The organism is Paraburkholderia sp. SSBN10T, assembly GCF_056619545.1.
Genome location: NZ_JBWQQI010000035.1, coordinates 1 through 16863, shown reverse-complemented (window position 1 = coordinate 16863; position 16863 = coordinate 1). Strand labels below are relative to the sequence as shown.

Annotated in this window: 16 protein-coding genes; 7 read left to right on the top strand and 9 right to left on the bottom strand. The window is 62.4% G+C overall.

The features are described 5' to 3' along the window. Nucleotides 1–93: 93 nt before the first annotated feature. Nucleotides 94–795, top strand: a complete 702-nt coding sequence (locus AC1ECK_RS34350; protein ID WP_480327381.1) for a TetR family transcriptional regulator — start codon at nucleotides 94–96, stop codon at nucleotides 793–795. Nucleotides 796–840: 45 nt separating this feature from the next. Here the strand turns inward: AC1ECK_RS34350 and AC1ECK_RS34345 are convergent, their stop codons facing one another. From AC1ECK_RS34345 to AC1ECK_RS34320, 6 genes are all read right to left on the bottom strand, one after another. Then, the gene (locus AC1ECK_RS34345) at nucleotides 841–2208 is read right to left on the bottom strand and encodes an MFS transporter (RefSeq protein WP_480327379.1); all 1368 of its coding nucleotides are present in this window, start codon (nucleotides 2206–2208) and stop codon (nucleotides 841–843) included. A gap of 88 nt (nucleotides 2209–2296) precedes the next feature. Continuing rightward, entirely contained in the window at nucleotides 2297–2686 is a 390-nt protein-coding gene (gene pcaC / locus AC1ECK_RS34340; RefSeq protein WP_480327377.1) for a 4-carboxymuconolactone decarboxylase, read from the bottom strand. Further along, complete coding sequence (gene pcaD / locus AC1ECK_RS34335) at nucleotides 2683–3474, bottom strand: 3-oxoadipate enol-lactonase (protein WP_480327375.1); 792 nt, start codon at nucleotides 3472–3474, stop codon at nucleotides 2683–2685. The genes pcaC and pcaD overlap by 4 nt, the downstream gene beginning before the upstream one ends. 4 nt (nucleotides 3475–3478) lie before the next feature. Then, nucleotides 3479–4858: a 3-carboxy-cis,cis-muconate cycloisomerase gene (locus AC1ECK_RS34330; RefSeq protein ID WP_480327373.1), complete on the bottom strand. Its 1380-nt coding sequence runs from the start codon at nucleotides 4856–4858 to the stop codon at nucleotides 3479–3481. A gap of 106 nt (nucleotides 4859–4964) precedes the next feature. Next, complete coding sequence (locus AC1ECK_RS34325) at nucleotides 4965–5624, bottom strand: 3-oxoacid CoA-transferase subunit B (protein ID WP_480327371.1); 660 nt, start codon at nucleotides 5622–5624, stop codon at nucleotides 4965–4967. Nucleotides 5625–5645: 21 nt separating this feature from the next. Then, a complete protein-coding gene (locus AC1ECK_RS34320; protein WP_480327369.1) occupies nucleotides 5646–6350 on the bottom strand; it encodes a 3-oxoacid CoA-transferase subunit A in 705 nt (234 codons plus the stop codon). Nucleotides 6351–7265: 915 nt separating this feature from the next. Here AC1ECK_RS34320 and AC1ECK_RS34315 point away from each other — a divergent pair. From AC1ECK_RS34315 to folE, 4 genes are all read left to right on the top strand, one after another. Next, nucleotides 7266–9218: a S8 family serine peptidase gene (locus AC1ECK_RS34315; protein ID WP_480327477.1), complete on the top strand. Its 1953-nt coding sequence runs from the start codon at nucleotides 7266–7268 to the stop codon at nucleotides 9216–9218. A gap of 8 nt (nucleotides 9219–9226) precedes the next feature. Beyond that, entirely contained in the window at nucleotides 9227–10996 is a 1770-nt protein-coding gene (locus AC1ECK_RS34310) for a hypothetical protein (RefSeq protein ID WP_480327367.1), read from the top strand. Between the two features lie 113 nt (nucleotides 10997–11109). Then, complete coding sequence (locus AC1ECK_RS34305; protein WP_480327365.1) at nucleotides 11110–12033, top strand: LysR family transcriptional regulator; 924 nt, start codon at nucleotides 11110–11112, stop codon at nucleotides 12031–12033. 156 nt (nucleotides 12034–12189) lie between these two features. Beyond that, on the top strand, nucleotides 12190–12825 hold the full coding sequence (gene folE, locus AC1ECK_RS34300) for a GTP cyclohydrolase I FolE (RefSeq protein ID WP_480327363.1): 636 nt from the start codon (nucleotides 12190–12192) through the stop codon (nucleotides 12823–12825). Nucleotides 12826–12867: 42 nt separating this feature from the next. Here the strand turns inward: folE and epsC are convergent, their stop codons facing one another. Then, nucleotides 12868–13794, bottom strand: coding sequence for a serine O-acetyltransferase EpsC (gene epsC / locus AC1ECK_RS34295; RefSeq protein WP_480327361.1), 927 nt, complete (start codon nucleotides 13792–13794; stop codon nucleotides 12868–12870). A 104-nt stretch (nucleotides 13795–13898) separates the two neighbouring features. Then, nucleotides 13899–14132, bottom strand: coding sequence for a hypothetical protein (locus AC1ECK_RS34290; RefSeq protein WP_480327359.1), 234 nt, complete (start codon nucleotides 14130–14132; stop codon nucleotides 13899–13901). Between the two features lie 280 nt (nucleotides 14133–14412). Here AC1ECK_RS34290 and AC1ECK_RS34285 point away from each other — a divergent pair, with 280 nt between their 5' ends. Together AC1ECK_RS34285 and AC1ECK_RS34280 are read left to right on the top strand one after the other, a co-directional pair. Further along, nucleotides 14413–14865 carry a DUF3005 domain-containing protein gene (locus AC1ECK_RS34285; protein WP_480327475.1) on the top strand — a complete coding sequence of 151 codons (453 nt, stop codon included), beginning with the start codon at nucleotides 14413–14415 and terminating at the stop codon, nucleotides 14863–14865. Nucleotides 14866–15114: 249 nt separating this feature from the next. Then, nucleotides 15115–15720 (top strand): short chain dehydrogenase, encoded by a 606-nt coding sequence (locus tag AC1ECK_RS34280; RefSeq protein ID WP_480327357.1) that lies wholly within the window; start codon nucleotides 15115–15117, stop codon nucleotides 15718–15720. 71 nt (nucleotides 15721–15791) lie between these two features. On the opposite strand, the gene AC1ECK_RS34275 is transcribed toward AC1ECK_RS34280, so the two are convergent. Continuing rightward, a partial coding sequence (locus tag AC1ECK_RS34275) for a dihydroxy-acid dehydratase domain-containing protein (RefSeq protein WP_480327355.1) occupies nucleotides 15792–16863 on the bottom strand: 1072 nt, incomplete at its 5' end.

The window sequence follows — 16863 nt, the reverse complement described above, 5'->3', positions numbered from 1 at the left end:
CGAAGATTGCCGCCCCGCAGCGATATGCATGCTGTTGTGCGCTGTGTTTTGTATCGATGCACCAGAACCTAACAGAAAGAATCGAGGCAGCCCATGAGTCCAACTGCCGCCCGCAAGACGGGCGCCACCGGCATCCGTGCGAAGCAGGCCCAGGATACGCGCGCCAAGATTCTGAAGGCCGCCATCAAGGTGTTTGCCAAGCAAGGCTATGCGAGCGGCCGGGTCGAGAGCATTTCGAAAGCTGCGCGCTCGCACGACAGGATGATCTACTACTACTTCGGCAGCAAGGAACAGTTGTTCGTCGAAGTGCTGGAGACGATCTATTCGCAGTTCAACGAAGCCGAAAGCCGGCTCGATCTGGACCTCGACGATCCGGTACGCGGGCTGCATCAGGTGGTGGAGTTCGTCTGGCAGTACTACCTCGACCATCCCGAGTTCGTCACGCTCCTGTCGAGCGAAAATCTGCATCAGGGCAAGCACGCCAAGAAGTCTTCGAAGCTGCGCGATATTTCCGGCTATGCCATCTCCGTGGTCCAGAAGGTGCTGGATGCGGGCAAGGCGAAAGGCGTGTTTCGCGGTAGCATCGCGGCGCGCGATGTTTACATCATGATTGCATCGCTGGGGTATTTCTATAACGCCAACCAGTACACGCTGAGTGCGTTCCTCGGCGAGACGCTGATGGACAAGGCGGCGCTCGCGCACTGGCGCGAGGTCATCAAGGAAACGGTGTTGCGGGCGGTGCTGGCGCAGGTGCCCGTTGAAGAGGCCGGCATCGCGCGCGAGAACGCGTCTTAGCCGGCCGGGTTGCCACTTTTCAGGCTGCTTTTCTCAGCCCGCTCCTCAGGCCACTTCCGGCGGTAAGTCCGCAGCCGCCGCCCGATGCGCGGCGGAGCGTTTCACCATCAACGCCCCCGCTGCGATCAGCGACGGCACAGCCAGCAGCGCAAAGATCGTGCTGAAACCGATGTTGGCCTGCAGCAGCAATCCACCGGAGAACGCCCCGAGAATGCCGCCGAAGCGCCCGACGCCCAGCATCCACGCGACGCCCGTGGCCCGGCCGCTAGTCGGATAGAACGCGGCGGCCAAGGTGGGTAGCGACGACTGCGCGCCATTCATGCAAACGCCCGCGATGAACGTAATGGCCGCGAGCCACACGAGACTGCCCGACTGCTGCCCCACCATCCACACGAACAGGCCCGTCAGCACATAGGTAATCGCAATCACGCGATGCGGCTCGAAACGGTCCATCAGCCAGCCGACCGCAATCGACCCGACCCCGCCGCCAAACGGAAAGAGCGCGGTGACGAGCGCGGCCTGCCGCACCGTGAAGCCCGTATCGCGGATCAAGGTGGGCAGCCAGCTCGTCAGCATGTAGTAGACCAGCAGCCCGGAAAAATATGTAATCCAGAGCATGATCGTGCCGGTCCTGAACCGCGCCGAAAGCACCACGGAGCCGCCGGTCTTGCGCTGCACGGCGGGATCTTCCGGCAACACGAAACGTACGTTGTCGAACGACTCGTTCGGCGCAATGCGTCGCAGCACCGCAGCGATCCGCTCAACCGACCAGCCGCGCAACACCATAAAGCGGATCGATTCGGGCAAGGCGATCAGCACGAAGCCCAGCACGATCGGCATGACGCCCCCCGCGACGAACACGCTGCGCCAGCCGTAATGCGGAATCAGCGCCGCCGCGACCAGACCGCCGGCCGACGCGCCCACGGTAAACCCGCAGAACATCGTGTTGACCAGAAACGAGCGCTTGCGAGCGGGCGCATATTCGGAGGTCAGCGTGGTGGCGTTCGGCATTGCCGCGCCAAGACCGATGCCGGTCAGGAGACGCAACACCGCCAGCTCCGTCACCGAGCCGGCGAACGCGCACGCAATACTGAGCGCGCCGAATATCAGCACCGATCCCACCAGCACTTTCTTGCGGCCGATGCGGTCCGCGAGCGGCCCCGCTGCGAGCGCGCCAATCGCGAGGCCAACCAGCGCCGCGCTCATCACCGGCGCCAACGCCGCCTTGGTGGCATGCCATTCCTGCGCCAGCGAAGGCGCAACAAAGCCGATCGCGGCGGTATCGAAACCGTCAGTTGCGACGATCAGAAAACATAGGATCAAGACGAACCATTGATACGGCGAGAAACGCCGGTCGTCGATAAATTTCTGCACGTCGAGCGTGCGGGTGGGGCCAAGTGCCGTACCTGTCATGGCTGTCTCCTGTCGTCATGAGCGCGGTGCGATGCCCGCGCTTCTTGTGCTTCTTGTATCGAGCCGATACAGCGCGCCGCCGCGGCACTCAAGCCTTTGCAGCGTCGTCTTCGCGGAACAGCTTGTCGGCCAGATGGAAAGCCGAATTGGCAGCCGGCACGCCGCAGTAGATCGCGGTCTGCAGCAGCACTTCCTTGATCTCGTCGCGGGTCACGCCGTTGTTCTTTGCCGCGCGCAGATGCAACGCGAGTTCTTCGCTGCGATTAAGCGCGACCATCATGGCGATCGTCAGAAGACTGCGCGTGTGGCGCGGCAAACCTTCGCGCGTCCATATCTCGCCCCATGCATAACGCGTGATGAAATTCTGAAACTCTTCCGTGAGCTCGGTACGGTTAGCCAAAGACCGGTCGACGTGCGCTTCGCCCAGCACCGCACGGCGCACCTTCATTCCGGCTTCGTAGCGTTCATCGTCGTTCATTGCGGCTCCGTGAGGAAGTCGAGTACGGTCTTCGTAAAGGCGTCGGCCCGCTCGATGTTGGAAATATGCGAGGCGTCCAGTTCGACATAACGCGCGCCCGCAATGGTGGCGGCGAGTTCTTTGCCTTGGGCCGGCGTCGCCGCCAGATCGTGCGTGCCCGAGATCACCAGCGCGGGCAGCTTGATGCCGGACACTTCGGGACGCAAATCGGTTGCGTCGATCGCTTCGCAGTTGTTGGCGTAGCCTTCCTTGTCGGTATGCACGAAGACATCGCGGATCACGGAGAACATCAGCGGCTCGCGCGCAATGAATTCGCCGGTGAACCAGCGCGGCAAAACCGCTTCCGAGAGCGCCAGCATCCCTTCCTTGCGCGCCCGTTCGGCTCGCGGCACCCACACCTCCGGCGAGCCGATGCGCGCGGCGGTATTGCACAGCACGACCCGCTCAAGGCGGTCCGCATGACGCGCCGCCAACGCGATACCGGTCAGGCCGCCCATCGAGATACCGCAGAAATGCGCTTTGGCAATCTTCAGCGTATCCATCAGGCCGAGCACGTCGCCGCTCAACTGGTCGATCGTATAGGGGCCTTTCGGCGCTTCCGAGTGACCGTGGCCGCGAGTGTCGTAGCGCAACACGCGAAACTGTTTCAAGAGTGCGGCGACTTGCGGCGTCCACATGGACATATCGCTGCCGAGCGAATTCGACAGCACGAGCCACGGCGCATGGCCGTGCCGGTCACCGTCGATCCGATAGTGAAGCTCGATGCCGTTGACTGCGGCGTAGGGCATTCTGTTACTCCTGAGAAGTGGCACGGTCGGCGCGCGCGCAATGCAACGCAAGCACGGCGTCTACATAGGCATGCGCCTGACCGACATATTGAGCCGGATCGAGCAGCCGTTGCAGTTGCTCGACCGAAAGATGTTGCGTGACAGCGGGGTCGGCCGCGAGGACGTCGAAGAGCCTTAGACCGGTCTGCACCGCCGTCTTCGACGCCTGCTCGACCCGATGATGCGCCTCGAGCCGGCCAATGCTGTCGCCGAGCGCGAGCATCACCGCTTCGCCGAGAATCAGGCCATGCGTGACCTCGAGATTGGCCGCGAGCCGCGCGACGTTGACGTCCAGGCCGCTCACGATCTGTTCGATGTTGGCAAGCGCACCGCCTGCGAGGCGGGCAAGATCGGGCAACGCGTCCCATTCAGCCTGCCAGCCGCCGAGGGCGCGTTCATGCTCCTGCACCATGCCGCTCAGCACGGTGGCGACGAGACCGGGCGCGCGCGTCGCCGCGCTCAGCACGGCCGCGCAGCCGACCGGATTGCGCTTGTGCGGCATGGTCGACGAGCCGCCCTTGCCGGCCGCGGCCGGTTCGGCCAGTTCGCCGAGTTCGGTTTGCATCTGCAGCGAGATATCGCGGGCGATCTTGCCGAGCGTGCCGATCAGCATGCCGAGCCAGCCAGCGGTTTCAGCGATGCGATCGCGTTGCGTATGCCACGGCACGGCGGGCACGCTCAGGTTGAGCTCTTCACCCAACGCCTGGGTCACCGCCGGGGCGGCGTCGCGCAAACTCGCGAGCGTGCCGGCCGCACCGCCGAATTGCAGCGTCAGCACCCGCGGGCGCAGCTCATCGAGCCGTTCGCGATAGCGCAGCAAGGCGTCGAGCCACTGTGCGAACTTCAGGCCCAGCGTGATCGGCAAGGCCTGCTGCAACCAGGTGCGGCCGATCATCGGCGTGGCGCGATGCCTACGCGCCTGCGCGGCAAGCGCCGCACAGGTGGTATGCAGGTGATGTTCAAGCAGGTCGAAGGTATCGCGCAGTTGCAGGACGGTCGCGGTATCGATGATGTCCTGGCTTGTCGCGCCCCAGTGAACGTACTTCGACGCTTCGGCGTCCGCCGCCTTGACGCGTGCGGTCAGTTGCTTGACGAGCGGGATGGCGAGGTTGCCGCCGAGCGCGGCGTCGCGCGCCAGGGTCTCGGCATCGAGTTGATCGGCATGGCATGCCGCCTCGATCGCCGCCACCGCCGCAGGCGGAATGACCTTGTGCGCCGCCGACGCCCGCGCCAGTGCCGCCTCGACATCCAGCATCCTTTGCAGCGTCGCGCGCGGCGACCAGATGTCGTTCATCGGCTGCGTGCCGCAGAGGAGGCCGGTCAGGCGGGCACTGGCTTCGAGCATGGTGGATTCGGTAAAACAGAGAAAGAGATCGGGTCCGCGCGGTACATGGCAAGACCGGTGCGGCGCGCGGCGTTGGCCACCATTGTCGCCAAACGCCGCGCCAAGGTCACGCGGCGCGTGCGGCCTGGGTACCGTCGATCAGCGGAACGCCGGTCAGTTTGTGCAGCGCGTCGAAATCGATATCCGAGAAGATCTCGCGCACCACGAGGCCATCCGCGGTCACGTCGATCATGGCCAGATCCGTATAGATGCGGTCCACGCAAGCCACACCCGTCACCGGGTACGAACACTGCGCGGCAATCTTGCTCTCGCCCTGCTTGGTCAGGTGCTCCATCATCACATAGACCTGCTTCGCGCCGATTGCCAGGTCCATCGCGCCGCCGACCGCCGGAATCGCGTCCGGCGCACCAGTGTGCCAGTTTGCCAGATCGCCCTTGGCCGACACCTGGAACGCGCCGAGCACGCAAAAGTCGAGGTGGCCGCCGCGCATCATCGCGAACGAATCCGCATGATGGAAGTACGCGCCGCCGGTAAGCAGCGTGACATGCTGCTTACCGGCGTTGATCAGTTCGTCGTCTTCCGCGCCGGGCGCGGGCGCCGGGCCCATGCCGAGCAAGCCGTTTTCGCTGTGCAGGAAGATTTCCTTGTCCGCGGCGAGGTGGTTGGCCACCAGCGTCGGCACGCCGATGCCGAGATTCACATACGCGCCCTCGGGGATATCCTGGGCGACGCGCTTCGCCATTTCATCGCGGGTCAGTTTTTTCATGTCGGGTGTCCTCAGGTGTGCTCAGGCGGCCGTCGCAGCAGCAAGCTCGGCTTGATGTGTGGCTTGCGGCACTTCAATCACGCGTTGCACGAAGATGCCGGGCGTGACGATCTCCTCGGGATCGAGCTCGCCGAGCGGCACCACCCTGGAGACTTGCACGATAGCGGTTTTTGCTGCGCTCGCCATGATCGGGCCGAAGTTGCGCGCCGTCTTGCGGTAGACCAGGTTGCCCCAGCGATCGCCCTTGAATGCCTTGATGAGCGCGAAGTCCGCGTGCAACGGTGCTTCGAGCACGTAATGCTTGCCGTCGATCAGGCGGGTTTCCTTGCCCTCGGCGAGCTTCGTTCCGTATCCCGTGGGGGTGAAAAAGCCGCCGATGCCCGCGCCTGCCGCGCGAATGCGTTCGGCGAGATTGCCCTGCGGCACGAGTTCGAGCTCGATTTCACCGGCGCGGTAGAGCGCGTCGAACACATAGGAATCGGTTTGGCGCGGGAACGAGCAGATGATCTTGCGCACGCGCTTCGCCTTGAGCAACGCGGCGAGGCCAATGTCGCCATTGCCCGCATTGTTGTTGACGATAGTGAGTTCGCGCGCGCCCTGCTCGATCAGGGCGTCGATGAGTTCGGACGGCATGCCGGCCGTGCCGAAGCCGCCGATCATGACAGTCGCGCCGTCGTGGACATCGGCAACCGCCGACTGAAGTGACTCGAAAATCTTGTTGATCATGTCGGATTCCCTTTGGGACGCACCGAGCCGCTCGAGCCTTAGCGGCACGCCTTCTCCGGCGAACCGTGTTGGATCACACGCGAGACGGTCTCCACGTCCTGGTCATGGCACGCCTACCAGATCCGGTGAAGGCGCAATTTGTTCGTTACACGAACACTGATTCGTTTAGCGAACGCATTGGCGCATTATGAAAGGCGGCTGTTCCGCTTGTCAAGGCGGGGGTATCCATGATCCGTTTTTCCGCGGGAATGTACAGCGAGGCGGTTGATTAGCCTGTCCCACAGAGCGCCCCCAGGAACGCCATCCGCCTCACGCCCTGGCGGGCGGCGAGCCGAAATCTCACGCACCAGGTAAATCTTCTGACTAACGAAAAGAAGCGCCTGATTTTTTATCTTATTCAGGATAATTATTATCCTCTACAGGATTCGCCGTAGGCGAAGGTGGTTTGCGAACTCATTGAGGAAGCACGTCGGCAGGCAACGTGCGGAATACCCATTAATTAGTTAGGAATATTGATTTAAAAATCTTTGCCGAAATCTGGCAGCCAATAGGCATGCGGGTCGCGCTCACGATATCAACCCGCAGCGCCAAAACTCACATCGAGGACGGTGAGCCGGCTTGATGAACCGCGAGAGGGATGAACGAACAATGCAAACAAAGAGACATAAGGGCGGGCCGACCGATTTGTGCGACACAGTTGGCACAGTCAACCCGACGCGGTTGCAAGCAAGCGTTCTTCGCGCCTTGTCTGGCAGCGCTTGTTTTTCGCTTTCACTCGCGCTTACCGCGTGTGGCGGGGGCAGCAGCGATACTTCGACTTCCGAAGCAACGCCAGCCGCGCAAGGCGCAGCCGAGTTAGCGGCTGCGGCAAGCGCCGCCAGTTCCAGCACGGTCCCACTGGCGACGTCGTTGAAGATGGATACGAGCAGCATTGCTGCCGATACGCCTACCGACCGCTTCATCGTCCGATACAAAACCGGCACCTCGGAGCGTGACTCGACCAGGGCAGCCCAGGCAAAACTCGACAGGCTGGCGAACGCTTTCCCCGCCAAGGCGCACCATGTGCGACGTATGGGTAGCGGATCGGACGTCGTCACAACAGAGCGCAAACTGAACGCCAAGGAAGCCAAGGCATTCATGCGCGCAGTCGCTTCGGACCCTGACGTCGAGTCCGTTGAACCCGACACGGTGATGACGATCGGATCGACGCCGAACGATCCGCTATATAGCAAGCAGTGGGCGCTCAGTTCGAATCAGAAGCCGGGAGTCGTCACAGCGGGGATACGCGCGGAAGGCGCGTGGGACATAGCGAACGGCGCAGGGGTCGTGATCGGCGTGGTGGATAGCGGCATTGTGGGCCACAGCGATCTGAACCCGAACATTCTGCCTGGCTACGATTTCACCACCGGCACGTACGGCAACCGAGGCGGAGACGGCACGCAACCGGCCAACAAGGCCGGAGAGAACTGCGCGATTACATGGCACGGAACGCATGTGGCGGGCATCATGGCTGCAACCACAAATAACGGCGTGGGTATCGCTGGAATTGCGCCTGCCGCCAAAGTGGTCTCCGCTCGAACCGTCAACAACTGTGGCAGCGGCTATATATCCGACATCGCGGACGGCATCAGATGGACTGCGGGCGGCACTGTGTCAAATGCGCCAGTCAACCCGAACCCTGCGAAGGTCATCAACATCAGCCTCTATGCGCGCGGAACCTGCCAGGCGTCGCTGCAAAACGCCATCGACGATGCTACGGGCAGAGGCGCCGTGGTGGTTGTCATCGCAGGCAACTATGCAACCGACGCATCGACCGTTCAACCCGCCAACTGCCACAACGTCATTACGGTTGGAGCCATCAATTCCGATTCCTCGAAATGGGTGAATTCGGACTTCGGCCCGACTGTCGATATCGCAGCGCCTGGCAGCAACATATGGTCCACCTATAACAATGGGACGACCGCACCTGGCACTGAAGGCTATAACCAACTGGACGGTACATCGCAGGCCGCGCCGATGGTCAGCGGCGTGGCGGCACTGGTGCAATCCGTCGCCCCCAGGCCTCTGAGCGTTGCAGAAATGCGGACGCTCATCCAGCAAACCGCCCAGCCGTTTACGCCCAAAAAACCGGATCAACCGATCGGTCCAGGCATCGTAGATGCGACCGCGGCAGTCACGGCTGCGAAGTCCGGAAAGATCCCGGCTGCGGCAGACTTCACCTGCAAGCAAAGCCCGTACCTCATGCAATTGACCTGTACGGACCTGTCGACAGCACGGGGTGGTGTGCCAATCCGCTCATGGAGCTGGAAGTTCGGCGACGGGAAGCCCGACACGGTCGTGACGCGTTCCACCAATCCGGTGGTGAATTATGACTTCCCCGGCGGGTATCAGATTACCTTGACCACAACCGACGCGAATGGAGCGGTGAGCACGACGTCGCGCCTCGTCAATGTCGCCGCCCTGCTAGTCACCGATCTTGGCGACGATTACACGGCCCTGTATGGATTGAGATTCCCGTTGGCCAAGGGCGAGGTTCAATATTTTTCGCTCGATGTTCCATCAGGACCGCGTAGCTTAAAGGTCAACAGCGTATGGACGACAACCTTCAACCTCAAGTCGGCTTCGTCGAACGATGTCGCAACGTTGGAACTCAAAGACGGCACGGCATCGATGGTGTCACCTGACTGCACGTCGAGCATGACAGGCGGGGTGCCTGCATCCTGTGTGGGTTATCGCATGGGTGGCGGGACAACCTGGTATGCCAGAGTGACAGCCAAGACAGCGGTGGCTAACGCTACGATCCGCGCGTTCAATACTCCGCCCGATCAATCAGGTGGCATGTGTAGCCCGGGGATGATTGCCTGCTAGCCGGCGCGATGATCGAACACGTCAACGTCTTCCCGGTGCAGCGCACGAGTGAAGCGGCGAGTCATTCCCGAAAGGTATTGGCAGCGCCTCCCAACGACGCGCACGCGCTGCACCGGGCAGCGCTCGCCAGCGTGCATCTGGACGAGATTGACGAAGCGCGGACCTATATGGAACGCGCCGTGCTGGCTGCCCCCGATCGCCCTGAACTGTGGGAGCATGCGGGACTGATTGCTGCATTGAGAGGCGAGCCTATCCAGGCCGAAGCGTTCTATCACCGCGCCATCAATCTCGGGGGAGGCACGGCGACGCTACACCGCAACCTCGCTGATTGTCTGCGACAGTCGGGCCGCATTCTCGAAGCCAAAGTCCACTACAAAAGGGCTGTTGATCTAGAACCAAAATTGCATCACGCGATTCGCGCCCTGGCGCACATCAATACGGAACTCGGGGAAACAGAAGACGCAGCGGACTTCTGGATACGCGCCTGGGCACTCGATCCCTCGCATCCGAGAGACGGGATCGACCTGGTGGAGGCATTGGCAAAGGTCAACCGCACCGGGCCGCTCGATGAAGCGGTCGCGCAGATCAGAAGCCGTTTTGCCGACTACGTCGATGCGCTGGAAGCCCTGTCTTATGTGCTCTACAAAAATGACCGCTTCAGCGACGCACTGAGCGTTGCCCGCCAGGGACTCGCGATCGATCCGGCACGCGCCGCGCTGCATCACTATGCAGCGCACGCGCTGAGTGTCCGCGGGAAGATAGAGGAGAGTCTGCCGCACAGCCTGGAAGCGGCGCGACTCATGCCGGATAACCCAGTGATGCAATATCACCTGGCCACGCTCCAGCTCGCTTGCGGCGCATTCAAAGAAGGCTGGGCACGGCTCAAAGCGTTCTATGCGCTCCCTGAAACGAGAGAGAGCCTGGCCATTCCGAAGTTTCCGCAATGGAACGGCGAACCGGTGACGGGACGACAGTTCCTGCTGGTTGGCGAACAGGGCAGCGGCGACCAGATACAGTGCATCCGGTTCGCCGCATGGCTGCACCGGCAAGGGGCAACGGTCGATTTGCTCGTCAGCGGGCGGGTTGCTCCAGTGGCGGCGACCATGCAGTCGGTGCGGGCTGTTCTGACTGAGATGCCACCTGGACCATACGACTACTGGGCGCATCTGTTAAGAATTCCAGAACATATGGGCCTCGATTTGTCGATGCTCCCTGGCGTGGAGATACCGTACCTGTTCGCACCATCGGAAAAGATCGATCGCTGGCGAACTCACATTGAAGCGTCAGCGCCGGCCAACCAGCATGCAAGGCGGCCTCGCATCGGCCTGGTGTGGGCGGGGAGTTCCACTTACATTTTTGACCGTTACCGGTCTGTGGGGCTTGACGTGCTAATGCCGCTGCTGGAATTGCCGGCGGTGACCTGGTTTGCTTTGCAGAAAGGCGAGCGTGAACGCGAAGGCGAGCGCCTCGCGGATACGCTGGATATCCATACGTTGGGACCGGCCATCGACGACTTCATCGATACGCTGGCCATACTCCGTACGCTCGACCTGCTAATCACGGTAGATACCTCGGTAGCGCATCTCGCCGGTGCGGCCGGGCGGCCAGTCTGGGTGCTCGTGCCGGCCTATGCGGACTGGCGCTGGCTCAACAATCGGACCGATAGTCCCTGGTATCCATCCATGCGCCTGTTCCGGCAAACGGAGCTAGGCCAGTGGGACACGGTAGTGGCGCAAGTACGCGACGCGTTGGAAGAATGGCGCGACGCGCTCGCCTGACGCACAGATAACCAGAAAATCGAACCATCCTCGGCGCTTTCCCCAATATACGAAAGTGCGATTTCGGCGGTACGGTGTATACGCTTTCCCGATACTCCCTCGTCTCCGTCCGCATGTCCGAACTCGACCTGAACCTGATCCCCTACCTCGTAGCGATGGAGGAAACCCGCAACGTGAGCCGCGCGGCGGAACGCCTCGGCGTCAGCCAGCCACGCGTGAGCACCGCGCTTGGACGGCTGCGCGAATACTTCGGCGATCAGCTCTTCGTGCGCACTTCGCGTGGCATGGAACCGACGCCGCGGGCGCTCGCGCTCATCCCAGCAGCACGCGAGGCGCTGCTGCGCATCGAGCAGGGCATGCTCGACGCACAAGACTTCGAACCGGCTTCCAGCACGCACACGTTTTCCATCGCCCTCTCCGACGTCGGCGAAATCGTATTTCTACCGCGTCTGCTGCAGCTATTCGCCGAACGCGCACCGCATGCAAATCTGCGTTCGGTCTCGCTACCGCCGTCGCAAATCGAACGCGGCCTCGAATCCGGCGACGTGGATCTGGCGGTCGGCTACTTCCCCGATCTGTCCGGCAACAACTTCTTTCAACAGCGCCTCTTCACGCATCGATTCATTTGCCTGATGCGCAGCGGCCATCCGCTTTCGCGCGAGCCGCTCACGCTGTCGCAGTTCGTCGCCTGCGGGCATGCGGTAGTGCGCGCTGAAGGCCGCAGCCAGGAAGTCCTCGAACAGTTTCTCGAGAAAAAGCGCATCCGGCGCCGTGCGGTGCTGGAGACTTCGCATTTCATGAGCCTGCCGTTCATCCTCGCACGCACCGACCTGATCGCCACGGTGCCGCATGCAATCGGCTTTGCGTATGTCTCCGAGCACGCCTCCATCACGCTCGTCGAGCCGCCGCTCGAACTGCCGCGCTTCGATTTGAAGCAGCACTGGCATCGCAAGTTTCATAACGATCCGCGGGCGGGCTGGCTACGCGGCATCGTCGCCGAACTGTTCAACGATGCGATGGACGAATGGCCGAGATAGGCCACACACCTTGGGATAACGGAGTCGCGCAGCGGTGGCCGGGTTCGCGCAAGTTGTGCCACGCACGCCGCAGCGTAAAACATGGAACAATGGCTGGCAGCGTCTGCCCCCTATTCAACTATTCAACGCGCGGACGCGGACCCGGAGGTACCAAGGATGAGCAGCAAGGCAAAGAAGACCAAGCAAAGTGAAGCCCAGGGGCGCCCGACGCGCGACGAAGCGGAAGCGGCCGTGCGCGTGCTGCTGCGCTGGGCGGGCGACGATCCGCAGCGCGAAGGCCTGTTGGACACACCGGCACGCGTGGTGCGGTCGTACGAGGAATTCTTCGCCGGCTATTCGGTGGATCCGCGCGAACTCCTTGCGCGCACCTTCTCGGAAGTGGATGGCTACGACGAAATGATCGTGCTCAAAGACATCCGCTTCGAAAGTTACTGCGAGCATCACATGGTGCCGATCATCGGCCGCGCGCACGTTGCCTATCTGCCGGGCCACCGCGTGGTGGGCATTTCGAAACTGGCGCGGCTCGTCGACGCGTTCGCCAAGCGGTTGCAGATCCAGGAGAAGATGACCGTGCAGATCGCCGATACGCTCAACGAAGTGCTGCAACCCGAGGGGGTCGGCGTGATTCTAGAAGCGGCCCATCAATGCATGTCGACGCGCGGCGTGCATAAGGCCGGCGTCACTATGGTCACTTCGCGCATGCTCGGAACGTTTCGTACCGATCCGTCGACCCGCCGCGAGTTCCTCTCGATCGTCGGCAATCCCGGTGTCGTGGCGGTGGCGAATACTTAAAGCCAGGCCGAGCGTGCTAGCGAGGACGCGGCAGTGCCGATATCAGCGCCGCGCTTCGTCGTTGCGATCGCCTTCGCGAACCTTGCCTTGCGAGACGCTGCTGCCCGGCGGCACGCTATGCGTGAGCCACACATTGCCGCCGATCACCGAACCACGCCCAATCGTCACGCGGCCAAGAATCGTCGCGCCCGCATAGATCACCACGTCGTCTTCGACGATCGGATGGCGCGCATTGCCCTTGACGAGCGTGCCGTCGACATCCGCCGCAAAGCTCTTCGCGCCGAGCGTGACGGCCTGATACACGCGCACGCGCTCGCCGATGATGGCGGTCTCGCCGATAACCACACCCGTGCCGTGGTCAATGAAAAAGCTCGGTCCGATTTGCGCGCCGGGGTGAATGTCGATGCCGGTGGCCGAGTGTGCGATCTCATTGATAAAGCGTGCCAGCAGCGGCACGCCGAGCCGGTGCAGCGCGTGGGCGAGACGATGATGCGTCATCGCCCAGACGCCTGGATAGCAGAGCAGGATTTCGGTGATGTGCTGCGCGGCCGGGTCGCCGGTAAAAGCGGCCTGGATGTCGCTGACCAGCAGCGCGCGGATAGCCGGTAACTGGTTGCCGAATTCGCGCGCCACTTCGAAGGCGCGCTCGGCGAGCATCGCATCGGGTGTCTCGCCATGTTCGGGCAAAAAGCGCAAAGCACGGCGAATCTGTTCGGCAAGCAACCGCAAGGTGCTTTCGAGCGTGTGGCCGACGTAATAATCGACAGTCTCGTCGGTCAGGTCGGGTGCACCATAGTGGGTCGGGAAAAGCGCGGCGCGCAGGCCGGTGACGATACTGATCACCGCATCGCGTGACGGCAGTTCGCGAATGCCGCGCGGATGGCGGGTGCGATGCAGTTGCTCGCGCGAGGCGCGCAACTCCGCGACGATCTGCTCGAGGCCCCAGTTGCGGGAAGGACGATTTGACATGGTGAGGACGGCGGCCGTGCGGCAAGCACGGTTAGAGTGAATTGTCCCCAGAGATTACCGCGTTTTCCCGCTGCTCGTGCAGCGCTACATCCACGCAAGCTGCGTCATATCGTGACGCTGCTGGCGTCGATCCAGCGCACCGCCCAGTCGCGCGCATGCGCGATCGCGGCGGCTTCGTCGACAAAGCGGAAATCGGTCGGGAAAAACCGGTTGGCGACCAGCTCGCCGTCGCTCGAACGGGAGATCACCACATAAGGTTGCCAAGTTCCGTCTCCCGCTCGCGCCGGCGCGCAGTTTAGTAAGTAGCCGCGATGTGTAAATGCAGCATCGAAGTGCATGTGTCACCCACCCTGACTGCCTCATGTAGGGGTCCGAGCAGCGCGGCGCCGTCTCTCACCGGCTCTCTAATAACGGCTTGGCAGAAGCCGTTTATTGAAACCCCGCCTGCTCGTCGGAGTATGATCATACTCTGTAGAAAATACGCCTTGATTAAAAAAAAATCAAAAGAATGTCGGCGCGCGCGGGAGGCATAAACCGGAAGGTGTGCACCTCGCATCGGGGATCCCGGGAACAAGTTTTGCTGTTTGTTTCCGATGTCGTCTTCGAGGAGAAAGCATGATGAACAGCGACACTGGCAAGCCTGCCAACACCGTTAGCAAATCTGGCGTCGGCGGTCCAAGCAACATGGATCTGTACAACGACAGCACCCACGACAGTACCGTGGGGACCGACGGCAAGAATCTCGAAGCAGCACGGCTCGCCGGATACAGTCCGATTGGGCCGGACGAGATCACCACCAGCAACGCCACGCTCGTAAACAGCGTGCCTGAAGCGCGCGACGGCCTTGCCGGTTTCGATAGCCGGGTGGGCGGCAATCATCTGCTGCTCGCGCTGGAGCCCGGCTATGCGGTAGTGGACAAAGGCATGATCGAGCCGCAAGCGGCGTACGACGAAGACCATCAGTTCGACGATCCACGCCCTGCAGGCAGCCGTCGGGACCGTGGGCGAATTCATTATGCGCTCAACCATATGCGGCCCACGCGCCTGATCGAATTGCAGCGCGTGAAATAGGTACGCCGCGTGGCTTCGCATGCGACATGCGTTTGATTGCCTGCTCTGTAACCCGCTCCAGCATGGGTGCGCGTTGTGCGCAGCGTTTGAAGGGCAACAGGTTGCACACGTGACGGTGAGCTTCGCGTCTTGCGGTTTGCACTTTGCTAATTCGAAACCCCAAGTTTAAGGACCTGCAAACCACAGCCCCTGTTTCCCGTCGCGCGTCATGCGGACAATGAAGGCCACATTTAACATTTAGGGTGGCACATGAAAAAGATCGTCGTCATTGGTGCAACGGGTACGCTTGGCCAGGCCGTGAGCGCTGAATTGAAAGCTCGCAACGAAGTGATCGAGGTGGGTTCGACACGCGGCGCATATCGCGTCGACAGCACAGACCCCGCGAGCATCGAAAAGCTGTTCCGCGAGATCGGCAAGGTGGATGGCGTCGTCACCACCACCGGCAAGCTGCATTTCGGGCCGCTGCCGGAGATGACGGTCGAGCAGTTTTGGGTGGGCCTACGCGACAAGCTGATGGGCCAGATCAATGTCGTGCTCACTGCGCAGCAGTATGTGAACGACGGCGGCTCGTTCACGCTGACGAGCGGCATTGTCGGCGATGAGCCGATCCGCCTGGGCGCGAACGCGACCACCGTCAATCTTGCATTGGAAGGCTTCGTACGCGGTGCGGCGATCGAATTGCCGCGCGGCATTCGTATCAACGTGGTGAGCCCAACCGTGCTGACGGAATCGCTCGAAGCATACGCGCCGTTTTTCCGCGGCTTCGAAGCAGTAACGGCGCAGCGCGCCGCGCAGGCGTATGTGCGTAGCGTCGAAGGGGCGCAGACGGGACGGGTGTACCGCGTCGGCTATTAATGCCTAGCGGCATCAGGCATGCAACGGCCGCGAGACATGATGCAAACGTCCCGCGGCCCTGAGCGAATCGCTCAGTGAATCTCCGGCTCGCCGCCCGCCTGGGTCGTGCCGTCGCGCTGCAGGAAGTCGAAATCACACCCCTTGTTGGCCTGCATCACGTGCACCTGGTGCATCGCTCCGTAGCCACGCGTGAAGCGCGGCGCCGGCGCCACCCACGCGGCCTTGCGGCGCGCCAGCTCCTCGTCCGGCACCAGCACGTTCAGCCTGCGCTGCGGCACGTCGAGTTCGATCAGGTCGCCGTCCTGCACCAGCGCAAACGGCCCGCCGATGAACGACTCCGGCGCCACATGCAGCACGCACGCCCCGTAGCTCGTGCCGCTCATGCGCGCATCCGAGATGCGCAGCATGTCGCGCACGCCCTTTTGCAGCAGCTTCTTCGGTATCGGCAACTGGCCCCACTCCGGCATCCCCGGCGCTCCCACCGGGCCCGCATGCTGCAGCACGATCACGCAGCTCTCGTCGATCTCGAGTGCCTCGTCGTCGATGCGTGCCGCCATGTCGTTGTAGTCCCGGAACACCACCGCCCGCCCCGTATGCACGTGCAGCTTCGGATCGGCCGCCCCCGGCTTGATCACCGCCCCGTCCGGCGCGATGTTGCCGCGCAGCACCGCCAGCCCGTTGTCCGGCAGCAGCGGTGTCGCCCGCCGGCGGATCACGTCGTCATTGAAGATCTTCGCCCCTTCGAGGTTCTCGCCTATCGTGCGTCCGTTCACCGTCTTCTGCGTGCGGTCGATCAGCTCGCCCAGTTCGGCCAGCATCGCCTGCAGCCCGCCCGCGTAGAAGAAATCCTCCATCAGGTACGCGCCGGTCGGGCGGATGTTCGCCAGCACCGGCGTATGCCGCGAGATGGCGTCGTAGCGCTCCAGGCTCAGGTCGATGCCCGCGCGGCGCGCCAGCGCGATCATGTGCACGATCGCATTGGTCGAGCCCGACAGCGCCAGGCACGTCGTCACCGCGTTGTCGATCGAGCCGGCCGTGAGGATGTCCGACGGCTTCAGGTCCTCCCACACCATCTCGACAATGCGCATGCCGGTTTTCGCCGACATCTGCGCGTGGCGCGAATCGGGTGCGGGAATCGAGGCG